We start from the raw sequence: 17,186 nt of genomic DNA on the forward strand, positions 1-17,186 counted from the left end.
ATGACCGCCACGCCCGCCAGCTACTGCCTGCATCGTCTGCACCGGCTCGCCACGTGCGTTGCCGGTGCAGCCGGCATGCTTCTGGCTGGCGCCGTCTTCGCGCACACGCCCGCGCCGCCGACGCCGGCACTGGTGCAGCCGGCCAATACCGCGCCGCTCACCGCGCTCGCGCCCGGTGCCACCACGCGCACTGCGCCGGCCGTCAGGCCCGTCACGCCGGCACTGCGCGTGCAGTTGCCGGGCGATCAGGGCGCACCGCCGCTTAACGCCTACTGGTTCGTGCCGCGCGAAGGCAGCACGCCGCGCACCCAGCCGCTGCCGGTGGTGATCGCGCTGCATGGCTGCAGCGGACTGATCGGTGCGAGCCCGGAAACCGTGCGCGCGGACGCGGGCCATGTGGGCAGCACTGGCGGCGACACCAATGCCGCGTCCGCGCTGCAACCGCGCTATCGCGATTACGCACAGTGGCTGACCGAGCGTGGCTACGCGGTGCTGATGCCCGACAGCGAGTCGGCGCATGGCAAGCTGCCAGGCTGCGGCGATTCGGCCGAGACCCGGGGCGTGGATGAACGCATGCGCCGCACCGACGCGCTGACGGCACTGCGCTGGGTGGCGCGCCAGCCCGGCATCGACGCCACGCGCATCGTGCTGCTGGGCTGGTCCAACGGCGCGCAGGCGGTGCTGGCCACGGTCGATGCAAGCCGTCCGTGGCCGGCCAACACGCCGCAAGTGGAACGTGCCGTGGCGTTTTATCCGGCCTGCAAGCGGGCGGTGCAGCAGCACAATTTCCGGCTGCGCGCACCGGTATTGCTGATGATCGGCGGGGCCGACGACTGGACGCCGGCCACACGCTGCGCGATGCTGCAGAACGCGGTGCTGGCGCGCCAGCCAGGCGCGCGTTTCCGGCTGGAGATCTACCCCGGCGCGTACCACGGCTTTGATGGCACCAGCGAATTGCAGGTGCGCCGCGACGGGCCTGGCGGCGCGCGCGCCGGCCGCGGCGTGACCGTCGGCGGCGATGCCGTGGCGCGCGTGGCCGCCATGGCCCAGCTTGATTCCTGGCTCGCCAGCCCCGACCCCTGAGCGCGCCACACAGACACTCGGGTCCGGCGCCTGCGCCGGCCCTTTGCAACAGACAGAACCCAAGAACCGAACAGGAATACCGCCATGCAATGGGAAGTGGTGATCGGCCTCGAAACGCACACGCAGCTTTCGACGGCCTCCAAGATTTTCTCCGGGACCTCCACCGCCTTCGGCGCCGAGCCCAACACACAGGCCTCGCCGGTGGATCTCGCGCTGCCGGGCGTACTGCCGGTGCTCAACAAGGGCGCGGTGGAACGCGCGATCCAGTTCGGCCTGGCGATCGGCGCCACCATCGCGCCGCGCAGCATCTTCGCGCGCAAGAACTACTTCTACCCTGACCTGCCCAAGGGCTACCAGATCAGCCAGTACGAGATCCCCGTCGTGCAGGGCGGCACGATCACCATCCAGGTCGAAGGCAAGAAGGGCGAGGTCTATGAAAAGACCGTGCAACTGACGCGCGCCCACCTGGAAGAAGATGCGGGCAAGTCGCTGCACGAGGACTTCGCCGGCATGACCGGCATCGACCTGAACCGCGCCGGCACGCCGCTGCTGGAAATCGTGACCGAGCCGGACATGCGCAGCGCTGCCGAAGCCGTGGCCTACGCCAAGGCCCTGCACTCGCTGGTGGTGTGGCTGGGGATCTGCGACGGCAATATGCAGGAAGGCAGCTTCCGCTGCGACGCCAACGTGTCGGTGCGCCCGGTCGGGCAGAAGGAATTCGGCACGCGCCGCGAGATCAAGAACCTGAACTCGTTCCGCTTTTTGCAGCAGGCGATCGAATACGAAGTGCAGTGGCAGATCAACGAGATCGAAGACGGCCGCAAGATCCAGCAGGCCACGGTGCTGTTTGATCCGGATACCGGCGAAACGCGTGCCATGCGCACCAAGGAAGATGCGCACGACTATCGCTATTTCCCTGACCCTGACCTGATGCCGCTGGAAATCGACGCGGCGTGGATCGAGCGCGTGCGCGGCGAACTGCCGGAGCTGCCGGCGGCGATCCAGGCGCGCTTCGTTTCGCAGTATGGCCTGTCGGCCTATGATGCCAGCACGCTGACTGCCACCAAGGCGCTGGCCGGTTACTACGAAGCGGTCGTGACCGAAGCCGGTGCGGCCAATGCCAAGCCTGCGGCCAACTGGCTGATGGGGGATGTCGCTTCGCAATTGAATCGCGAAGGCATGAGCATCGATGCGGCGCCGGTCAAGCCGGCGCAACTGGCCAAATTGCTGGCGCGCATCGCTGACGGCACGGTGTCCAACAACACCGCCAAGAAGGATGTCTTCCCTGCCATGTGGGCTGGCGAATCGGATGGCGATGCGGACGCGATCATTGCCGCCAAGGGGCTGAAGCAGATGTCCGATACCGGTGAACTGGAAAAAATCATCGATGACGTGCTGGCTGCCAATGCCAAGTCGGTGGAAGAGTTCCGGTCAGGCAAGGAAAAGGCCTTCAATGCGCTCGTCGGGCAAGCGATGAAGGCGACCAAGGGGAAGGCGAATCCGGCGCAGGTGAATGAGCTGCTGAAGAAGAAGCTCGGCTAAGCGTTTTGAAGGTGCCTCATGTTTCGCCGGCTACACCGGCGAAACGAGCGCCTCCCCTTCCGGTCACTCCATCGGCCTCACAGTCACGGCCACCTCCACCCGATGGGCGCCCCCGCCCACGATCACGCCATGCAGCAACGGCACATCGCTGTAATCGCGGCCTAGCGCCAGCGTAACGTGACGCGTATCCGCCAGCACATTGTTGGTCGGATCAAGATCCACCCAGCCCACCACCGGGCAATACACCGACACCCACGCATGCGAAGCATCGGCGCCAGTCAGCCGCGGCTCGCCGGGTGGCGGCTCGGTGCACAGATAGCCGCTGACATAGCGCGCCGCGAGCCCCACGGAGCGCAGGCAACCAATCATGACCTGCGCATAATCCTGGCACACGCCGCTGCGCTGCGCGAAGGCCTGCATGGCCGGTGTATCCACCTCGGTGGATTCGCTGTGATAGGTGAAATCTTCGTGAATGCGCCGCATCAAATCCATCGCGCCGGCGACGACTGGCACACCCGCGCCAAAGCTTGGCAACGCGTATTCAAGCAGCGCCGGATGCAGCGCGATATTGGGCGAAGCGAAGACGAATTGCGTGGCCGGCTCGAACGGCTGGCCCGCGTGAAAACGCAGCGACTGAGCGACCGTCTCCCACGGTGCGGACGCGGACACCTTCAGCGCCCGCCAGCGCGGCGTCAGTACCACGGTGCTGGAACAGGTCAATTGCATCTGTGTGTGCGGCACGTCGAGCATGTAATGCAGCACGCGATTCCCAAACGCGTCGGTTCGCCCATGCTCGTGCGTAGGCGCCGGCTCGAGGCGGGTGTCGTGCTCGGTGACGGCCTGCCACGGCAAGTCAGGCGGCGTGACGACGGCACGCTGCTGCGCGTGCTCGACCGGCTGCGAATAGCGATAGGTGGTGGTATGCAGCACGCTCAGCGTGCTGTTTCCGGCAGGAGAGCTCACGGCGTCGTTCACGGAATGTCGGCGTCGGGGTTGGCGGCTGCATGGCTGAAGTAGCGCGCGCCGATCTCGTCCGATACGCGCGCCATGCGCTCGATGAACTGACTGCACAACGCCGACAAATTGGCTGCATCGCCCTCCCCGTCGCATAGGGACTCGCACAATGCCGCGCGCGTTGGCAGCGCGCTCGGCGCGGGCAGCAGTTCCGCGAGCGGCACACGCGCCTGTGCGCTGCCGCCCGGCGCCAGCTGCGCCAGCTTGCCGCGCAGACGCTCCAGCAAACCGTAGAGGCCGCGCGGATTGGCCGGCTCCAGCACGAGCAGGTCGACCAACGCCGCCAGGTCGGTGCGGCCCGGATAAAGCGAGCGGTACGTCAGCGTGCAATCGAACAGGTGCAGCAACAGATCGAAGCCGCTGCGCGAGCGCAGCGCGCCGGTGTCGATCGCGGCCAGCAAGAAGCCGCTCATGGTGGACAGGCGTTCGATATGGCGGCCGATGAAAACCAGTCGCCACGCTTCGTCGCGCGACATGCGGTCGCCTTGCGCGCCGTTGATGGCGCCAAGCTGCATCGCCAGATGCTCGAGCGCGGCCAGAACACGCGCGCGGTCGTAGCTGACGGCGCCGCCGTCGGCGGCAGCCAGCGTCGCTTGCGTCATGGCGTCGCCGAAATCGTTGCGCGCGGCCAGGATGGTGCGCCAGTGGTCGTTGGACAGGCGGTTGCGGATCTCGCTGGCGGTGGCCGCGTGCGCGGCGAGGTTCCGCGCGAGACCCGTGCCGGCGCGCGCGTCCGCCAGCGTGGCCACCAGGCTGTGCTCGAACCGGCTCAGCGATACGTCCGGCTGCGGCGCCCCGGCCGGCACCAGGCCCGCCAGTTGCGCGAGGCGGCCCAGCATCGATAGGGTGCCGTCATCGGTATCGTCGCTGCTTTCGATCGAGCCGAGGATCTGCCGGCACAGCCTCACGTTGTTCTCGGCGCGTTCGGCGTAGCGCCCGGCCCAGAACAGGTTCTCGGCCGCGCGGCTCGAAACCGCCAGCGCCCGCGCGGGTGTCGGTACGGCGAGCCCGGCGCGGGTGGCCAACGGTGCGGGCGGCACCGGCTGGCCGGAAAGCACCCATGTATCGGCACTCGTGCCGCCGAGCTGCATCGACACCGATTCCAGCCCCGGTGCCGCGAGCCGGCTGAAGCCGCCCGCCATGACCTGCCAGCCGCCATTGCCGTCCGCCACGGCAAATACGCGCAGCATGGCCGCGCGCGAGCCGATCCGGTCGCCTTCCCAGCATGGCGTGTGCGATAGCGGCAGCGGCGGCTGCAAGGTGTAGCGGTCGGGCATGCGGGCAATGCGCTCGCGCCAGCCGTCCAGCGCCTGCAGGCCCAGTTCCATGCCCAGCACGGGCTCGTCGGTGAGATCGGCGCGGCGTGGATAGGTCGGCATCACGAAGGCTTCCGTCAGCGTGGCCAGCGCTTGCTGCCGCGCGGCGTCTTCTCCGCACCACCAGCTCGGCACACCGGGCAGCCACAGCCGCTCGCCCAGCAACGCTTCGGCAATGGCGGGCAGGAAGCCGTGAATCGCCGGTGTTTCCAGGAAGCCGGAGCCGGGCACGTTGGACACCATGACGTTGCCCGCGCGCATCGCCTCCAGCAGCCCCGGCACGCCCAGCGTGGAGTCGTGGCGCAGTTCGAGCGGATCGCAAAAGATATCGTCCAGGCGCCGCAGCACCACGTCCACGCGTTCGAGTCCGCCGAAGGTCTTCAGGTAGACCACGTCATTGCGCACGGTCAGGTCCTTGCCTTCCACCAGCGTGATGCCAAGGTAGCGCGCAAGAAACGTGTGCTCGAAATAGGTCTCGCTGTAGGGGCCGGGCGTAAGCAGCACGATGTGGTGGCCCGTGCCGGAAGCGGCCGTACCGCTGCCAGTCTCTGTCGCCGCGGCCAGCGGCGCATGCGCGAGCGTCGACACCAGTTGCGCGAACGCCGGCGGCAGGCGGCGCACGTGCAGGCCGCGGAAGGCATCGGTGAACAGGCTGGAGATGATGAGGCGGTTTTCGAGCGCGTAGCCCATGCCCGAAGGCGTATCGGTGCGATGCGCCATGACGGTCCAGCCACCTTCGGTGTGCACCAGGTCCACCGCGACGATCTGCAGGAAGCTGCCGCCCGGCGGCCGGTAGCCGCGCAGCGGATGCAGGTAGCCCGGATGCCCGTAGACCAGCCCCGGCGGCAACAGTCCGCGCGACAGCAGCGTCTGTTCGCCATAGATATCGGCCACGATCGCATTGGCCAGCGTCGCGCGCTGCGCGGCGCCCCGCTCGATGACTTGCCAGTCCTGATCGGTCACCAGGAACGGAAACAGTTCCAGCGGCCAGGCGCGCGCCGCGCCATGGTCGGCATAGACGTTGTAGGTCACGCCGTTGTCGCGGATCTGCCGCGCCATGGCCGCCGCGCGCGGAGCCAGCACGTCAGCGCCAGGCTCGCCCACGACGGCGAAGAAGCGCGCCCACGCCTCGCGCAGCGAACCGTCGGGCAACCGCAATTCATCGAGGTGTCCCGCCGGGACCGGCTGTGCCAGGCCAACGGCGGGGGCAATCGGCGCCGGGGCGTGGGGGGCGAGACTCGTCCCCTTGCGGGGGCCGCTCACATCGTACCGCCGGCCTTCGCGCGCACGGTCTCCTCGAGCAGCGAGCGCAGCTTGGCCAATGCGCCCGGATCGCCATGCGCCGCCGAGCGCGCATACCAGATCTTGGCCTGTTCGATGTCCTTGCCCACCACGCCGGGCTCGCCGCGCTCATAGTAGCTGCCGACGATGTACTGGGCCCCCCCGTCGCCCGCGCTGGCGGCGCGGCTGTACCACTCGAACGCCTTGGCATAGTCGCGCGGCAGGCCGCGGCCGGTGAAATAGTTGGTGGCCAGCGCCATCTGCGCCTGCACGTGGCCGCCCTGCGCGGCGCGTTCGTACCAGCGGTTGGCCTCTTCCAGCGAACGCGGCACCAGTTCGCCGCGCTCGTACAGGTCACCGAGGGTGAACTGCGCGTGCGTCATCTGGTTGTCGGCTGCCTTGCGCAGCCAGGTCAAGGCCTCTTGCGGCCTGGCAGGCGTGCCTTCGCCGCGCAGCAGCATCATCGCGTAATTGAACTGGGCCAGCCGGTTGCCGTCGCGCGCGGCGGCGGCAAAGCCGCGCAGTGCGGCATCGAACGCTCCGGACTCGTAAGCCGCGAGCGCCTCGCGCGTCTGCGCCTGAGCTGGCTGCACAGGCGCGGTCGCGGCGTGGAGGGGGGAGGCGGGCCAGGCCGCCAGCATGATGGCCATCACCGCAACGGCCAGCGGACGACGAGTCACCGGGCCGGCTGCTGCTGCGGGCCAAAGCGAGGGGCGGGCTAGTGGCATGGCGGACTCCGGATGCGCTGGGCATTCTTGAATCCAGTGTAGGAGGCGGCGATGCGTGCCGGAAGCCGATGACAGGGGCCTTATTATTCGTTCGAATAATGAATTTAAGAAAAAATTGGATTACAAAATTCTTTCTGAGAATAAAAATGGCCCATCAGATCCATCCGGCGCGATGTAGCCGGCGCCATAGCGCGGCGCACGCCACGGCCGTCGTGCCGATCACGACCGGGTACGCGTAGTGGAATTTCAGCTCGGGCATGAACGAGAAATTCATGCCGTAGAGGCTGAACACCACCGTCGGGATCGCCAGGATGGCGCCCCAGCCAGCGAGCCGCTTGACCACCTCGTTCTGCCCCACGGTGACCAGGGCCAGGTTGACCTGCACCGCCGTGGTCAGCATCTCGCGCACGACATCGAGCGTGCGCACGAGGCGGCTCGCGTGGTCTTCGATGTCGCGGAAATAGGCGCGCAATTCCTTGGGCACGAGGTCTTCGTGCAGCCGGATGAGCTGGCTGCAGATATCCTCGACCGGGTTCACCGCATTGCGCAGGCGCAGCACCTGCCGCTTGATCTGGTACAGGCGCTCGATTGCGGCGCGGTCGAACTCGTCGCGGAAGATGCCCTGCTCCAGTTCGGCGAAGGTGTCCTCCAGGCGCGTGACGATGGGCAGGTAGTGGTCGACCACGAAGTCCATCAGCGCGTACAACACATAGCCAGGACCGTTGGCCAGGCCCTGCGGGTCATGCTCGCAGCGCTCGCGCACCGGCGCGTAGGTGCTGCTGGCGCCATGCCGGACCGACACCACATAGTTCGGCCCGACGAACAGATGGGTTTCGCCGACCACGACCTCGTCCTCGACCAGCTGCGCGGTGTTGAGCACGACGAAGACCGAGTCGCCATACGCCTCCAGCTTGGGCCGCTGGTGTGCATCGAGCGCATCCTCGACCGCCAGGTCGTGCAGTCCGAAGGATTGCTGGACCTGGCGCAGCAAAGCCAGGTCGGGCTCATGCAAACCCAGCCAGACGAAGGTGTCCGGGACGCTCAATGCTTCAGGGATCTCTTCGATGCCGACGGTACCGAGCCGCTTGCCCGCCCGGTAAGCCACACAATTGACGATTGCGCCCATGACAGCTCCATTCCGCAGATGGCGCAATCGTAACAAGGCGTCATGGCATCTGTCGGACGGGGTTAGCCGCGCTGGCGCTGGCGCCACTTGTGGGCCTCCGATGGATTGCGTGCGGCACTTAGGGACAAAGTCGGCCTATTTGTTACAGTTCGCACCGAAACCGCAGTTAGAATGTGGCATTTCCACGGTCACCCGGCTATGTCACAGAAGAAATCGCCACGCTTCGAGCTGCGCAGTGGCAATGTAGACGCCCTCCTTCTCGCGCTCCAGACCGCCGACATGGCTGCACTGCGAGACGACCTGCTCTCCCGGTTCGAAGCCACTCCCGATTTCTTTTCCAATGACGTGATTGCGCTGGACCTGCGCGCGCTTGAAAGTGACGATGCAGTCTCGCTCGACACCGTGATCGGCACGCTGGCGACGCTCAAGGCCCGTGCCATTGGCGTGGTCGCACGCCCGGCGCAGCACGAGTGGGTGCAGCGCTTCGGCCTGCCGCTGCTCGACAGCCAGAGCCGCCGCGGCCTGCGTGAACCGGCGGAAACCGCCGAGGCGGCCGACCGCGCTGCCGCAGAGGCCGCTGCCGAGCAGGCCGCGCGCGAGGAAGCGGCCCGCACGGCCGCCCAGTCCGCCGCCGACGCCGCCGTCAAGGCCGCCATCCAGCAGACCCAGACCGTCCTGATCGACAAGCCGCTGCGCTCGGGCCAGCAAGTCTACGCGCAAGGCGACGTGGTCATCATGGACGTGGTCAGCTACGGCGCCGAGGTCATCGCCGAGGGCAACATCCATGTCTATGCCCCGCTGCGAGGCCGCGCGCTGGCGGGCGTGAAGGGCAACACCAGCGCACGCATCTTCAGCACGTGCATGGAGCCTGAACTGATTTCCATTGCCGGGATCTATCGGACGGCCGAGCAGACGCTGCCGGCCGACGTACTCGGCAAGACCGCCCAGGTTCGCCTGGCCGATGAAAAGCTGATCCTGGAAGCCATCCGGTTCCGATGAGCCGGCGACCAGCCCCGAACCGAATCACTGCAGCGCAAGCTTCAACCTAATTACGGACCAAAGAGCCATGGCAAAAATCATCGTTGTGACCTCCGGCAAGGGAGGCGTCGGCAAGACCACCACCAGCGCCAGCTTTGCCGCGGGCCTGGCCCTGCGCGGCCACAAGACTGCCGTGATCGACTTCGACGTCGGCCTGCGCAACCTCGACCTGATCATGGGTTGCGAGCGCCGCGTGGTGTATGACCTGATCAACGTGGTGCAGGGCGAAGCCAACCTGCGCCAGGCCCTGATCAAGGACAAGAAGTGCGAGAACCTGTTCATCCTGCCGGCCTCGCAGACGCGCGACAAGGACGCACTGACCAAGGACGGCGTCGAGAAGGTGATCAAGGGCCTGGTCGAGATGGACTTCGAGTACATCGTCTGCGACTCGCCGGCCGGTATCGAATCGGGCGCGCTGATGGCCATGTATTTCGCCGACGAAGCGCTGATCGTGACCAACCCGGAAGTGTCTTCGGTGCGCGACTCCGACCGCATCCTGGGCATCCTGGCCTCGAAGACCAAGCGCGCCAGCGAAGGCGGCGAGCCGATCAAGGAACACCTGCTGATCACCCGCTACAACCCCAAGCGCGTGCACGGCGGCGAGATGCTGTCGCTGACCGACATCCAGGAAATCCTGCGCATCAAGCTGATCGGCGTAGTCCCCGAATCGGAAGCCGTGCTGCACGCGTCCAACCAGGGCACGCCCGCCATCCACCTGGAAGGCAGCGACGTGGCGGACGCGTACGGCGACGTGGTGGACCGCTTCCTGGGCAAGGACAAGCCGATGCGTTTCACCGACTACCAGAAGCCCGGCCTGCTGTCGCGCATCTTCGGCAACAAGTAAAACCAATACGGAGGACTCATCCCCATGTCGATCCTGTCCTTCCTGCTGGGGGAAAAGAAGAAATCGGCCTCGGTCGCCAAAGAGCGGCTGCAGATCATCCTGGCCCATGAACGCACAGGCCATTCGGCCCCGGCGGACTACCTGCCGGCACTGCAGCGCGAGCTGGTGGCGGTGATCTCCAAGTACGTCAAGATCAGCGACCAGGATCTGCGCGTCAGCCTGGAGCGCCAGGACAACCTGGAAGTGCTCGAAGTCAAGATCGAGATTCCCCAGGGCTGATTCCCCCCTTGCCCTGCCACCGGCGCCTCTTTCCACAAGGGGTGCCGGTGCCGCTTCACGCCCTCCCCGCACTACCAATTAGCGTCTGATGCTGGTGCAGCGCACCAACACGGTATTGTGTAGCGGCCAGACAACGGATTTGCACCAAAATCCTGCTCGAATTCGGCCTCCAGCGCGTAATTGTGTCCTTCGTTCTGACGTTTTGTTAAATTTTCGCGGCGTTCACAGGAAACGTGATCCCGTGCCCCGCCGTGATCCGGCGGAGACCAGAACAGAACAGAAAAGGAGCACCATGAAGAAATCGGCCATCGTCCTCGCCGCCGGCAGCCTGCTGGCAGGTTCCGCGTTTGCACAGACTTCCGTCACGCTGTACGGCATTGCCGACGTCAGCGTACGCTACACCACGCACGCAGATGCATCGGGCCACGGCAAGACTGAACTGACCGACGGCGCCGTCACGCAAAGCCGCTGGGGCCTGAAGGGCAGCGAAGCGCTGGGCAACAACCTGAAGGCGATCTTCCAGCTCGAAAATGGCTACAGCCTCGACACCGGCAAGCTCAACTCGGCCAACACGCTGTTCAATCGTCAAGCCTACGTTGGCCTGAGCGGTGACTTCGGCGCTGTCAAGCTGGGCCGCCAGTACACCGAAGGCTTTAATTTCTTCGGCGACTACGATCCGCTGACCATCGGTAACTACACCGCCAACGCCTGGCCGTTCTTCCTGACCCAGTTCCGCAACAACAACGTGGTCAGCTACGGCGGCAAGTTTGGCGGCCTGGACGTCGGCGCCAGCTACGGCTTCGGCGAAACCGCCGGCAGCATGAGCTCCAACCAGTACTGGGGTGCCCGCGCCGCTTACACCTATGGCCCGTTCGGCATCGGCGGCGTGTACCAGGAAATCCGCAACCAGGCTGGCGAGCGTCAGCAAATGTTCGGTGCTGCCGGTAAGTACAGCATCGGCCCGGCCAAGATCTTCCTGGGCTATCTCGGCGGCAAGGATCGCACTGGCGTGATCGACAACGGTTTCATGAACCAGTCGGCCGGATCGACCACTGGTGGCGCTCAGACCCTGATTACTGCCGGTGCAGTGAACAACCCGCGCAAGGATCACCTCGGCTACGTCGGCACCACCTACCAGGCCACCCCGGCCCTGGCAGTGACCGGTGCGTTCTATTACGACTACATCGAGAACAAGAACGGTATCGCTGGCAACGGCGGCCACCGTTACGCTGGCGTGCTGCTGGCCGAGTACTCGCTGTCCAAGCGTACCCAGGTGTATGGCACCATGGATTACAACCACGTCTCCGGCGGCGCGACGACAGAGCTGCCGGGCGCCAACAACCAGCTGGGCGTGGCCGCTGGTATCCGCCACATTTTCTGATCGTTTCCCGATCGGTTGAATGTCTGGCAGAAAGGCACCTTCGGGTGCCTTTTTTATTGCCGGCCGCAATGCTCTGCGGCTTCAGGCCGCTTCACTTTCCGCCAGCTCCAGACGGTATCCATGTGTATAGACCGGCGTCAGCCGGAGTCCGTTCGCGGCATGCAATCCCAGCTTGCTGCGCACGCGCGACACATGCGTGTCGATGGTGCGCGACAGCGGCGAGATCTCGCGGCCCCAGACGGTGGCAATGATGTGGTCGCGCGTGACGATGCGCCCTTCGTTGCGGAACAGCAGCACCGCCAGGTCGAATTCCTTTGGCGTCAGGCAGACCGGATGCCCGTGGAAGGTCGCCTGCCGCGCGGCGCAATCGAACACGTACCCGGCCAGGCGCAACGGCGTGTTGCGCGCGAAATCCGCGGGACAGGCGCGGCGCAGTACGGCGCCGATGCGCGCCGATAGTTCGGCGGCCCGGACCGGCTTGACGATGTAGTCGTCCGCGCCGGCCATCAGCGCGCTGACCGCGTCGGCCTCGGCATCGCGCGCGGAAAGGAACATGACCGGGATGCGCCGGTCCAGGTTGCCGCGCAACCAGCCCAGCACCTCGGCACCGGACATGCCCGGCATCTGCCAGTCGATCAGGAGCAGGTCGAAAGCCTTGTCATGCAAGGCCAGCAGCAGGCGCCGGCTCTGGCTGAAGCTCACGCATTCGTAGCCGGCTTCATTGACGATCCTGCGGATCAGCGCCGCATGGACGGGATCGGCTTCCAGCGAGGCGATGGTCTTTCTCATGGTCTCTGTTCCTCAGCGTTTGCGCGTGATGGAATTAGAAACCTCGGACCGGGACGTCAGAATAGGACGGCCCTCAAAACGGCCCGTCAACAATCGTTTACTTCTGGCCGCAGACGCGCGTCCCTACCATGGGCCATTGCCGTGCCGGCCATTGCGCCGGCCAGGCATCCCCGCCGGACTTCCCCCGATTCGGCAGCGCCAGGAGAGACGACGTGAGAATTGCCGTATTGGAGGCCGACCCGACGCGGGCCATCGGCATTGACCAGACCCTTCGCCTCAACGGGCACCAGTGCACGCGCTACATTCACGGCCGCTCGCTGATCCAGGCGCTGCACGGCGGCACCTTCGACATGCTGTTGCTGGACAGCGATGCGCCGGGCATTTCCGCGCTGGACGTGTTGTCATGGGTGCGCCGCACGCTCGGCCACGAGCTGCCGGTGATGCTGCTCGGAGACAGCGACGACGACAGGCATATCGCGGCCTGCTTTGGCGAAGGCGCCGACGCCTATCTGCGCAAACCCGTCGGCATGGCGGAACTCGCTGCAAGAGTGATGGCGCTGCTGCGCCGCGCCGGCCCGGGCGGCGAGCATGCCTGCGACCTGCAACACGGCGCCTTCCGCTTCGCCACGGCCGATCGCCGTGTGTGGGTCCACGGACGGCCGGTGGCGCTGGCGCCCAAGGAATTCGACCTGGCCGTGCTGCTGTTCCGGAACCTAGGCTCGCTGGTGCTGCGCCAGACCATGGTGAACGAGGTCTGGCGCTATCACGTCGAGGCGGCTTCGCGCACCGTCGACAGCCATCTGTCGCGCGTGCGCACCAAGCTGGCACTGTGGCCGCACAACGGCGTGCGGCTGTGCGCCGTCTATGGCCTCGGGAACCGGCTGGACCCGGTGGCGCAAGACGTCAGTCGGCCTTGATGCCGGCTTCCTTGACGATGCGCGCGTTGTCGACGGATTCCTCGTGGATGGCCTTGGCGAACTGCGCGGCCGTGCCGCCGGTAGGCACTTCGCCGCCCTTGAGCAGGCGCTCGCGCACCTCCGGCTCGCCGAGGGCCTTGTTGAGTTCGGCGTTGAGCTTGTCGATGATCGCCGGCGGCGTCTTGCCCGGGGCGAAAATGCCGAAGGTCGAAGTCAGGTTCGCCTTCGGGTAGCCCAGTTCAGCGAGCGTGGGCACACTGGCCATGCTTTCGAGGCGCCTGGGCGCGCCCACGGCGAGCGGGCGCAGCCGTCCGGCCTGCATGTGCTGGGTCAGCATGGGGCTGGCATTGGTGCTCATGACCTCGAACTGGCCGCCAAGCGCGTCGTTCATCTGCTGGCCGGCGCCCTTGTACGGAATCAGCGTCAGCTCGGCCTTCGACCCGGCCTTCACCTGCTCCAGCACGACGTGCCCGACCGTGCCGAGGCCCGAGGTTGCCCAGCGCACCGAACCCGGCTTGGCCTTGCCCTGCGCCACCAGGTCCTGGAAGGTCTTGCCGGCGAAGCTCTTCGTGGCGACGATCAGCACCGGCGAGTACATCACGCTCATGACGGGCGCCACATCGCGCTGCGGGTCATAGTTGACGTGCCCCACGTGCGGATTGAGCGTGAGCGGGCTGGTCGACGCAAAGCCGAGCGTGTAGCCATCCGGCGCGGCCTTGGCCACGGCATCGATGCCGATGCTGCCGCCGGCGCCGGCCTTGTTCTCGACCACCACCGAAGTCCCCATCTGGGCAGAGAGCCGCTCGCCGAGCGCACGGGCCACGGTATCGCTGATGCCGCCCGTGGGATAGGCGACGATCATGCGGATCGGGCGGCTGGGGTAGGAATCGGCGGCGGCGGGCAACGCTGCAGCCATCAGGCTGGCGGCGCCAAGCGCAGCCAGCACGGGCAAGCGGGAATGAAAAGCCATGACAGATGGGGGAGATGGAAGGGCGCGCGGCGCGGGGCCGCATCGCGCGTTATCTTAGCCGATCGGCTGGCGGGGCCTGCGTCTCAGCGTACCAGCGGGTGTTCGGGCACCCAGGACACGAACAGTTCGTTGGCACGGTCGTAGAGACGCCACACCGTGCCGCAGTCGCGGCAGCAGAACGTAAGCATGCTGTACGGAACGCCAGCCTGGCTCTGGCCGGCCTGCGGTGCGGTATTGCGCAGCGCCAGGCAGGACGGCGGTTCGCGGCGCCGCGGATCCGCCGCCAAAGCCAGGCAGCGCTCGCAGGCAGGAACAGCGGTGGACGGAGAAGCAGGAAGCGAAGGTACGGCGGACGTCATGCCCGCCATGATGCCGCAAAACGTCCGCATGCTGCGCGCCCTGCCGCACGCCGCCCGCATTCGCGTTGTTTTGCGCCATATAGACCACATCCATCGCGATCCATGCGATTCGCGCGCATGCGCACCGGTCGAAAGCGCGATCTTCACCGGCATTCGCACGCAATCGCTCAATTCCGCGCTTTAAGGAACAGTTAAGATTTCCTGAGCGAACTTTTACGAACCTGCCGTCCCGCCGCTTTCTAGACTGCCTTGCATGCGGCGGCCAGCACCGGCCTGATGGCGCCGCGATCCGGATTGCCACTGGCGCCGGACTTGCCCATCGCAGGCCGCCCGGCACCGCAGGTGCCCTGAAGGAGACAGGTTCATCATGGCAGTCACTGGCAACACCCTCGGCTTCGCGCAATCCCATCAACAGGCGCACCAAGCGCCGCGCTTCGATATCTACGCTCGCATCCACAAGGCGCTGCGCGCCTTCATGGCCGACACGCTGTTGCGCGTCGGCCGCACCGACACCGACGACGAGGCCGAGCTGCGCGGCACGCTGAGTCAGGTACGCGATCTGCTGTCGGCATGCGAACAGCACCTGCACAAGGAAAACGACTACGTGCACGCCGCCATGGAAGCGCGCGTGCCGGGCTCCACGGCGCGCATCGCCCACGAGCACGTCACCCATATGGCCGAGATCCGCGCGCTGCTCGCGCTGGCCGACCGGGTCGCCGCCACCATCCCGGTGGCGCGCGCCGATGCCGTCCGCGAGCTGTACCGCCAGTTGTCGCTGTTCGTGGCCGAGAACTACGAGCACATGCACTTCGAGGAAACCCGGCACAACGCCGTGCTGTGGGCCAGCCATACCGACGCCGAGCTGCTCGACGTGGAAAACCGCATCGTGGCGTCGCTGCCGCAGGAGACGGTCGGCATGATCGCGCGCTGGATGCTGCCGAACGTCACGCCCGCCGAGCGCGCGCTGATGCTGGCCGGCATCCGCGACAACGCGCCGGCGGAAGCCTTCACCGGCCTGCTCGATGTCTGCCGCACGCTGCTGCCGATGCCGGACTGGATGAAGCTGACGCGCGCGCTGGGCCTGCCCGCCGGCCCGTCCCAGGCGGCGTGGGCCGCGGGCTGATCAGCCGCTTCGCTCTACATGCTCGATCCGCAGCGGCCGCGTCACGCGCAAGGCGAAGCGGCCGCGGCCGGTGCGCTCGATGCGCACGCTGGCGTCGCGCTCGACCAGCCGGCGCGCCAGCAGCACCAGCCGGGCTTCAAGGTTGTCGCTGATGTCCGGCAGGCCCAGCGCGGGATCGAGCCGCAGTTCGCGGTTGGTGAAGGCCTCGCGCCCGGCGTGCAGGTAGTCGCAGACCAGGCGCCGGAAGATCGCGCCGGCCACGCCCTTGATCAGGTAGTCGTCGTCGAGGAAGACGCTGCTGTCGGCCTCGAAGTAGCGCACCAGCACGGGTTGCGGCTCGCGTGGCGGCGCATCGCCGGGGACGGACGCCGCGGCGGCTTCATCGGCTGCGGCGTCAGCGCTGGCCTGCAGCCCGCGCATGGCCTGCCCGAGCTGCCCGGCCAGCACCACCAGCGCGTCCTCATCCTCATAGGTGAAGCGCAGTTCCCGCTCGCTTTCGACGAACAATACGCCAAGCAACGTGTTGCCGGCGCACACCGGAACCGCCAGCTGGCTGCCCGGCGCCGTCAGGCCCGGCAGCGGAATCTCGGTATCCAGCCGTGCCGACAAACCGGTGTCGATCACGCTGTCGCGCATGGCGCGGCTGTAGCTGCGGTCCGAGGTCATGTGGATGATGCGGATCGGCGTGCGCTCGCGCGCGGCGACGCCGATCACGCCGTCCCCCAGCGCGATCTCGGACCCCACGCCGGAGGCCACGTAGCCGTGGCTGGCGACCGTATAGAGCCGTCCGGCGCTGGCATCGTGCATCAGCAGCATGGCGTGGTCGATGCCGAAGTCCGCCGCCAGCCCCGCCATCGCCACGTCAAAGAGCTGGCCGGTCTCGGTGCAGGATGCCAGTCTTTCCGTCATGCAGCGCAGTGCGCCGAGCCGTTGCCAGCGAACCTGGCCGGGAGGCTCGCTCAGGCGCCCGCCGCCCGGCACGGTCTCGATCAACGAAACCCGATACACATCCGCGCCGTGCAGCCGGAACACGTTCTCCATGCCCGAATGCGAGGCAATGCCGGCGAGCCGGGCCTTCATATGCTCGAACAGCGGACCCGCGGTTTCGGTGCGCAGGTAATGCACGGTCAGGCGGATCATGGCCGCCGTGTCCGGATGGATCATCAGCACCGTGCCGACCGGGTTGGCCAGCACGTTCTCGCGCGTCTTGTTGAAGAACTGGAACGACAGCGCGACATGCTGCGGATCGACATATTGCACGTGCGAGAGATACGCGACGTTGGGCGTGCCGTCCGCGGCGCAGGTGGCCATCACGGCGGGAATCACGCCTTCGAGGCAATCACGGATATCGGCCGCGGTCAGCGGGGCCTTCATTGGGGCGCGCGTCGTTGCCATC

17 protein-coding genes are annotated in these 17,186 nt (G+C 66.6%); 9 read left to right on the top strand and 8 right to left on the bottom strand.

The window, feature by feature from the left end; translation table 11 throughout:
- Together AC3FKG_RS26080 and gatB are read left to right on the top strand one after the other, a co-directional pair.
- Nucleotides 1-1,083 carry a dienelactone hydrolase family protein gene (locus tag AC3FKG_RS26080; RefSeq protein ID WP_483710072.1) on the top strand — a complete coding sequence of 361 codons (1,083 nt, stop codon included), beginning with the start codon at nt 1-3 and terminating at the stop codon, nt 1,081-1,083.
- Nucleotides 1,084-1,167: 84 nt separating this feature from the next.
- On the top strand, nt 1,168-2,625 hold the full coding sequence (gatB, locus tag AC3FKG_RS26085; RefSeq protein ID WP_488744513.1) for an Asp-tRNA(Asn)/Glu-tRNA(Gln) amidotransferase subunit GatB: 1,458 nt from the start codon (nt 1,168-1,170) through the stop codon (nt 2,623-2,625).
- 63 nt (nt 2,626-2,688) lie between these two features.
- On the opposite strand, the gene AC3FKG_RS26090 is transcribed toward gatB, so the two are convergent.
- From AC3FKG_RS26090 to AC3FKG_RS26105, 4 genes are all read right to left on the bottom strand, one after another.
- Entirely contained in the window at nt 2,689-3,600 is a 912-nt protein-coding gene (locus AC3FKG_RS26090) for a transglutaminase family protein (protein WP_488744514.1), read from the bottom strand.
- Nucleotides 3,597-6,218 (bottom strand): circularly permuted type 2 ATP-grasp protein, encoded by a 2,622-nt coding sequence (locus AC3FKG_RS26095; protein ID WP_488744515.1) that lies wholly within the window; start codon nt 6,216-6,218, stop codon nt 3,597-3,599. The genes AC3FKG_RS26090 and AC3FKG_RS26095 overlap by 4 nt, the downstream gene beginning before the upstream one ends.
- On the bottom strand, nt 6,215-6,886 hold the full coding sequence (locus AC3FKG_RS26100; protein ID WP_483711577.1) for a tetratricopeptide repeat protein: 672 nt from the start codon (nt 6,884-6,886) through the stop codon (nt 6,215-6,217). The genes AC3FKG_RS26095 and AC3FKG_RS26100 overlap by 4 nt, the downstream gene beginning before the upstream one ends.
- A 232-nt stretch (nt 6,887-7,118) precedes the next feature.
- Nucleotides 7,119-8,090: a magnesium and cobalt transport protein CorA gene (locus AC3FKG_RS26105; protein WP_483710067.1), complete on the bottom strand. Its 972-nt coding sequence runs from the start codon at nt 8,088-8,090 to the stop codon at nt 7,119-7,121.
- Nucleotides 8,091-8,288: 198 nt separating this feature from the next.
- Between AC3FKG_RS26105 and minC the strand changes: the two genes are divergently transcribed.
- The 4 genes from minC (at nt 8,289) to AC3FKG_RS26125 (ending at nt 11,632) form a co-directional block, all read left to right on the top strand.
- Complete coding sequence (gene minC / locus AC3FKG_RS26110) at nt 8,289-9,089, top strand: septum site-determining protein MinC (RefSeq protein ID WP_483710065.1); 801 nt, start codon at nt 8,289-8,291, stop codon at nt 9,087-9,089.
- A gap of 67 nt (nt 9,090-9,156) precedes the next feature.
- Nucleotides 9,157-9,972, top strand: coding sequence for a septum site-determining protein MinD (gene minD / locus AC3FKG_RS26115; RefSeq protein WP_483710063.1), 816 nt, complete (start codon nt 9,157-9,159; stop codon nt 9,970-9,972).
- Between the two features lie 24 nt (nt 9,973-9,996).
- Complete coding sequence (gene minE / locus AC3FKG_RS26120) at nt 9,997-10,251, top strand: cell division topological specificity factor MinE (RefSeq protein WP_006164360.1); 255 nt, start codon at nt 9,997-9,999, stop codon at nt 10,249-10,251.
- 292 nt (nt 10,252-10,543) lie between these two features.
- Nucleotides 10,544-11,632 (top strand): porin, encoded by a 1,089-nt coding sequence (locus AC3FKG_RS26125; RefSeq protein WP_483710060.1) that lies wholly within the window; start codon nt 10,544-10,546, stop codon nt 11,630-11,632.
- Nucleotides 11,633-11,713: 81 nt separating this feature from the next.
- Here AC3FKG_RS26125 and AC3FKG_RS26130 read toward each other — a convergent pair whose 3' ends face one another.
- Nucleotides 11,714-12,421 carry a response regulator transcription factor gene (locus AC3FKG_RS26130; protein ID WP_483710058.1) on the bottom strand — a complete coding sequence of 236 codons (708 nt, stop codon included), beginning with the start codon at nt 12,419-12,421 and terminating at the stop codon, nt 11,714-11,716.
- Between the two features lie 212 nt (nt 12,422-12,633).
- Here AC3FKG_RS26130 and AC3FKG_RS26135 point away from each other — a divergent pair, with 212 nt between their 5' ends.
- Nucleotides 12,634-13,338: a response regulator transcription factor gene (locus tag AC3FKG_RS26135; RefSeq protein ID WP_488744516.1), complete on the top strand. Its 705-nt coding sequence runs from the start codon at nt 12,634-12,636 to the stop codon at nt 13,336-13,338.
- On the opposite strand, the gene AC3FKG_RS26140 is transcribed toward AC3FKG_RS26135, so the two are convergent.
- Both AC3FKG_RS26140 and AC3FKG_RS26145 read right to left on the bottom strand, forming a co-directional pair.
- Nucleotides 13,325-14,308 (bottom strand): Bug family tripartite tricarboxylate transporter substrate binding protein, encoded by a 984-nt coding sequence (locus tag AC3FKG_RS26140; RefSeq protein WP_488744517.1) that lies wholly within the window; start codon nt 14,306-14,308, stop codon nt 13,325-13,327. The genes AC3FKG_RS26135 and AC3FKG_RS26140 overlap by 14 nt on opposite strands.
- Nucleotides 14,309-14,391: 83 nt before the next feature.
- Nucleotides 14,392-14,595, bottom strand: a complete 204-nt coding sequence (locus AC3FKG_RS26145) for a hypothetical protein (protein ID WP_483711576.1) — start codon at nt 14,593-14,595, stop codon at nt 14,392-14,394.
- Between AC3FKG_RS26145 and AC3FKG_RS26150 the strand changes: the two genes are divergently transcribed.
- Together AC3FKG_RS26150 and AC3FKG_RS26155 are read left to right on the top strand one after the other, a co-directional pair.
- The gene (locus AC3FKG_RS26150) at nt 14,495-14,851 is read left to right on the top strand and encodes a hypothetical protein (RefSeq protein WP_483711585.1); all 357 of its coding nucleotides are present in this window, start codon (nt 14,495-14,497) and stop codon (nt 14,849-14,851) included. The genes AC3FKG_RS26145 and AC3FKG_RS26150 overlap by 101 nt on opposite strands.
- Before the next feature lie 183 nt (nt 14,852-15,034).
- Complete coding sequence (locus AC3FKG_RS26155) at nt 15,035-15,790, top strand: hemerythrin domain-containing protein (RefSeq protein WP_488744518.1); 756 nt, start codon at nt 15,035-15,037, stop codon at nt 15,788-15,790.
- Here AC3FKG_RS26155 and AC3FKG_RS26160 read toward each other — a convergent pair whose 3' ends face one another.
- Nucleotides 15,791-17,185: a GAF domain-containing protein gene (locus AC3FKG_RS26160; protein ID WP_488744519.1), complete on the bottom strand. Its 1,395-nt coding sequence runs from the start codon at nt 17,183-17,185 to the stop codon at nt 15,791-15,793. It lies immediately after the preceding gene.
- Between the last annotated feature and the right edge of the window lies 1 nt (nt 17,186).

This window comes from Cupriavidus sp. 22TCCZM04-2 (genome assembly GCF_057798895.1).